This is a genomic window from uncultured Lactobacillus sp. (assembly GCF_947367085.1).
In the GTDB taxonomy this organism is placed as follows: Bacteria; Bacillota; Bacilli; order Lactobacillales; family Lactobacillaceae; genus Lactobacillus.
In genome coordinates this window covers 1-4,733 of record NZ_CANBCP010000087.1, presented here as the reverse complement: position 1 = coordinate 4,733, position 4,733 = coordinate 1, and the positions used below count along the sequence as shown (strand labels likewise).

The following is a 4,733-nucleotide window of genomic DNA, read 5'->3' as shown; positions in this document are numbered from 1 at the left end:
CTTGAATACTATTATATTAAAAAGTATAGATTTTCGTATAGTTAACAAATTCGAACAAACAGATGGTATCATTAGGCAGTGATTATAAAGAAAAGTACAAATATTTATTTTAGTGTATAAAGATATATTGACCAAATATATAAAACCGTATATTATTAATGTATAGGAATAAATAAATCCTAAATCAAAAGGTGAATGCTTATGGGAAAACGCGAAGAAAATGCAAAGGCTACAAAAAAGTCAATTATGCGCGCCACAAGCGAGTTAATTGCCGAAAAAGGTTATGAAAATGTAGTCGTTGAGGACATTACAAAAAGAGCAGGCATTGCCAAAGGCACTTTTTATAATTACTACAAGCAAAAAGATGATGTAATCACAGAATTTTCCAATAGCTACTTCTCTAAGATAGAAGATCGAGCCTTCAATATTGAAAACTTTGATTCTCCAATCGATGGATTGAGTTATTATTTGGAAAGTTCTATGGAAATTATCTTTGAATCCGGTATTTCTAGAACTCGAAAATGGATTAACTACATCAGTTTGCCAAGTTCGATTCCGAAAAAATTTACATTTGATTTAGTGACAGTGACAAAGATCTTGAGAATTTTTGTTGAAAAAGGTTGCTTAGAAACAGATACTCCAGTTGAACAAATTGCTGACAGAATCATGACGTATTGTTATGGTGTAATTTTCACTTGGACGATTAATGAACAAGAAAATCCACTTCAAAAAATCAAAAGTTTTAATAAGAATATTTTGCCACATATACTTAATCAATATATAGTCAAAAAATAGATGGACTAATCAACGTCCATCTATTTTTTTGAGGCTTATTATTATAATCTTACTGAATAAGAGGTTAGAATGAATATAAAGAATGCGTAACGCATGGGGTGTGGGCTTTTGGAAAGGAAATTAATATGATTAATGTACTAATTCTCGGAGCCAATAGCCAAATTGGAAATGCAGTAAGAAAGTATTTATTAACAAATACAGATGACCATATCACATTATTAGGAGAGAACTTATCATCAGAAGGTTTTGATAGGCAGCGCCAAACCATCATAAAGGGGAGCGTTGGTGATGAAAGACAAATGGATTTTGCCATGCAAAAACAAGATGTGGTAGTAGTCTGCTTAAGTAAAGATGTTGACGTGCAGATTGAAAAAATAATAGAAGTAATGAAAAAGACAGACTTATCTAGAATTATTTTTATCGGCTACATGGGGCCTTATGATCAAAAACCTTCTGTTCAAGAGGCGGCTAGAAATGCTACTTATAAGACTTTGCAGCCATTTGCTACTGCACATAAAGAGTTGAAAGATTCAAATTTAAACTATACTATTATTAGGTCAAATTGGGTTACTCAAGGTCCGATTAATTATGAAGTAAACATAGGCGGGATGCCTTTTATTGAACAGGATGTTTCTTTAGAAGAAATTGCTAGTCTGGTAAACCAACTTGTTAATAGACGCCACTTATATGAACGTCAAACTATTGGAATTAACACTCCGTTATAAAAATGCAAGATTATATCTGAAAAAAGTTATAATTTAGAAGCAAAGTATTTACAGTTTAGTATTAATTGCGATATAATCTGCATTGGGAAGTGGATTTATATATCACTTAAGGGAGGCAATTCAGACGAGTTGCCTCTTTTGCTTGTTATAGAGGGATTATGAAAAATAAGTTTAATAAAGAAAATCATCCACTCAGTAAGAAAGAAAAAGTTCTATTAGAAAAATTTTCTAGTATATTTTGGATCTTAATCTGTCTAGTTTTGGTCCATTTACTACAAGAAAATTCTAATAATGTTTTGTTATTTATTTTAAGCTTCACAACTGCTATTCTAGGTGGTTGGCATTATGATCGTTATCAAAAATTGAAAAACAACAAGAGTAAGTGAAAAGACATCCAAATTCCTGGATGTCTTTTCTGTAAATATTAATGACTCTTACGTTTTGTTGAATTAATAACCAGTAATCCTAATGATGAAATTAAGAATCCTGCTAAAGCAATTAATTCAGATGCAATTTTATCATTTGAAGTTTGAGGTAACTTGTTTTTTGTAATTACTTTGTGGTAATCAATATGAGTGGCTAGGACTTTAGGATAAGTAACTGCGTTTTCATTATTTTTGATTATGAATGTATCAACTTTCTTTTTAGTTAAAACTGCATTAGCTGAAGAAATTTTATTTTCTTTACTACTTTGTTTATCAGCAGTATCGCTTGGTTGATAAGCTGGCTGATCTGGTTGTTGAGGCTTGTTATTAGGCTTAGGCTGAGGTGTATGGTGATCTGGAATTGGAGCTGGATCACTTGGATTTAGTGAATAATACACAATAAAGATTAGATCCTTTGAGGAAGGATCAACTTTTTGAGCGTCAATTTTTTCTTTATCAAAAGTGTAGCCATCTTTAATAGGTGATTTAACTATATCAAAACTATTGTTTTTAGGAGTCCAATTTGAATAACTTATTTCTCCAGTAGCTAAGTTGACATCTTTAGTTCTGATGAAAGTAATCGGGGTCGCTATAAAATCTTTAAAGACCTTGTTTGAAGTGCCTTTGTAATAGTAATGAACGGTCTCATTAACTGTTTTTGTTTCCTGAGTCTTTTTGTGTTCAGGAGAATAATAAACGAAAAATTCTAGATCTTTGCTATATGGACTTACTTTTTGCTTATTAATTAGAGCTTTATCAAAAATATAACCTTTTTTTGCTTGGGATTTTACTTTGTCAAAAATATATTGTTCTGCTGGAGCCCAATTAGAAGAGGTAAGTTTTCCGGTGACTAAGTCTTTATCTTGAACTTGCTTAAAAGTTACATGAGCGTTGTAATCCTTGAATACCTTATTGTTTGTATGGTGTCCGTTATTATTATTGTAATAGTAATGAATAGTTTCAGTGACAGTTTTAGAAATAGTTTCTTTATCATGACCGTGTTTGAAGTGAACATAGTAATTTTGATTGTTTGGTTCATTATCATCATCAAAAATTAATATCTTACCATCCGTAGTGTCTGAAACTAATTCATAGTTTTGGTTTTCAAAAAAGTGAATTTTATTAGTTGTTGAATAGTTGGAACTAGTATTTGGAACGCCGTCTAATAAATTATCTTGATCCAAAATCTTTTTATTTTCGTCATCGTCGACATAGTAAACATGAATATTTTCTTTGACTTCAGATCCTATTCCTGATGCAGTATTGAATCCTAAGAAAGTTTGAGTATGGATGTTGTCCCCACTACCATGGATATCGTAACCATTTTTAATTGGATAAGAAATTGAAGGACCTTCGCCTGGCTGGCTCCAATGATTAAGATTGTCTTTAAGATCAAGAAGGGTATCTAATTGAATGAAATAGGCACCTTTTGTTGAATAATCTTGACCTGCGACTTTGAACGGACCAGTTTGGTTAATTGAAATTTGAGATTGATCTGTATTGATGCTGTCTTGTAAGAATTTTTCAAAATTAGTATCTTCGTGTCCAGAAGTAGTTATTTTGGTATAAGTTTCGCTATCGAGTGCACGCCGATCAATTTCTTGAGTGTTTTCATTTAAAGCGCCAATAAGAGAAGGATCAGTAATTTGAAAGACTCTGATTGTATGAGGCAAGATCTTTTGACCATCACTAAATTTAAGGTTGGCAATTACATCGTCTAAGGGATCAACGATAGTTTTGTCAAATCCTCGACCATAATTCCAATTAATTACATATTGCATTAAACGGGCATCTTTTTGATCTTGAGCAGGGATGTCTTGTTTTGCTGCTTCTTCTGGACCGGTATAAGTTACATTATTTTCTACAAAACCATTTGGATCAGCAGGGGTAAAGACAACTTTTGCTTGCCAAGGATAGCCGTTAACCATTTCCTTGCGGTCAACAACATTAGCATATGGATATAAACCAATATGAATTTCTTTACTTACAGTTTCTTGGTCGGGAAAACTAACTGAAACTTGACGATCAATATTTACAAATTGTTTAGGATTAGTGATGTTGTGGTCTTTATTATATTTGAGAACCGCATCATTGTTTCCTAAGAAATTGAGAGTGACTGAGCCATTTTGTAAGTTAAATGGCGTATTGCCTTGGTAAGTGAAGGTGAAAGTGTCGTTATCTTGACTAGTTTTGAAGTTAGAAAGTGAACCGTCAAAAGTAGGGAGGTTAGTTGAAAATTTTAAAAAGTTATCTTGATTGTTTACAGAGATAGAGAATGAATCACCTTGTTTAAATAGATGCGAATCTTGATCACCTTTAAAATCAACTTGAATATGGCCATTATCGTTGTTAGCCATCAAATATTGTGTCTCATCAGGACCAATGTTGACACTGTATGGAGTAGATTTTTTTGATTTAATTTCTGAAGTTGATTTACTGGTAGGTGTAGAGTCTTTAGCCTGATTTTCAGAGAATAATTTTTCTTGAGATTCGTTAGATTTGCTTTCGACAGCTTTTGTAGCGCTAGCTTCTTTAGAATTGACTAAGATTTTTTTAGCAGAATCTGTTGTAGATGCTTGTGCTACTTGACAAGTAGAGTTAGTTTCAGCAGCTTGGGCTGAATTAGAAAAAGCAAAAAAGGTTGTACCTAGAATAACTGTAGTCAATCCAATTGACAGTTTTCTTAAGCCAAACTTTCGTTGACCATTGTATTTGGCAATAAAATTAACATCATTTTTCTTATTCATTACTTTATCTCCTCGTATTTTTTGTTTGTTAAATAACATAC

General features: G+C 32.2%; 4 protein-coding genes. 3 read left to right on the top strand and 1 reads right to left on the bottom strand.

The annotated features are described in order from the left end of the window. Window positions 1–201: 201 nt before the first annotated feature. The 3 genes from Q0Y70_RS09425 to Q0Y70_RS09415 all read left to right on the top strand — a co-directional run bounded on the left by Q0Y70_RS09425 (window position 202) and on the right by Q0Y70_RS09415 (window position 1,906). Window positions 202–795 (top strand): TetR/AcrR family transcriptional regulator, encoded by a 594-nt coding sequence (locus tag Q0Y70_RS09425; RefSeq protein ID WP_297820314.1) that lies wholly within the window; start codon window positions 202–204, stop codon window positions 793–795. A 125-nt stretch (window positions 796–920) separates the two neighbouring features. After that, window positions 921–1,520: an NAD(P)H-binding protein gene (locus tag Q0Y70_RS09420; RefSeq protein ID WP_297820310.1), complete on the top strand. Its 600-nt coding sequence runs from the start codon at window positions 921–923 to the stop codon at window positions 1,518–1,520. Window positions 1,521–1,678: 158 nt separating this feature from the next. Further along, window positions 1,679–1,906: a hypothetical protein gene (locus Q0Y70_RS09415; protein ID WP_297820307.1), complete on the top strand. Its 228-nt coding sequence runs from the start codon at window positions 1,679–1,681 to the stop codon at window positions 1,904–1,906. 38 nt (window positions 1,907–1,944) lie between these two features. On the opposite strand, the gene Q0Y70_RS09410 is transcribed toward Q0Y70_RS09415, so the two are convergent. After that, complete coding sequence (locus tag Q0Y70_RS09410) at window positions 1,945–4,692, bottom strand: mucin-binding protein (RefSeq protein WP_297820304.1); 2,748 nt, start codon at window positions 4,690–4,692, stop codon at window positions 1,945–1,947. Window positions 4,693–4,733: the final 41 nt, after the last annotated feature.

Bases quoted from the DNA above. Each gene is read 5' to 3' on its own strand.
- Q0Y70_RS09425 (WP_297820314.1), top strand. From the start codon at position 202: ATGGGAAAACGCGAAGAAAATGCAAAGGCTACAAAAAAGTCAATTATG.
- Q0Y70_RS09415 (WP_297820307.1), top strand. From the start codon at position 1,679: ATGAAAAATAAGTTTAATAAAGAAAATCATCCACTCAGTAAGAAAGAA.
- Q0Y70_RS09420 (WP_297820310.1), top strand. From the start codon at position 921: ATGATTAATGTACTAATTCTCGGAGCCAATAGCCAAATTGGAAATGCA.
- Q0Y70_RS09410 (WP_297820304.1), bottom strand. From the start codon at position 4,692: ATGAATAAGAAAAATGATGTTAATTTTATTGCCAAATACAATGGTCAA.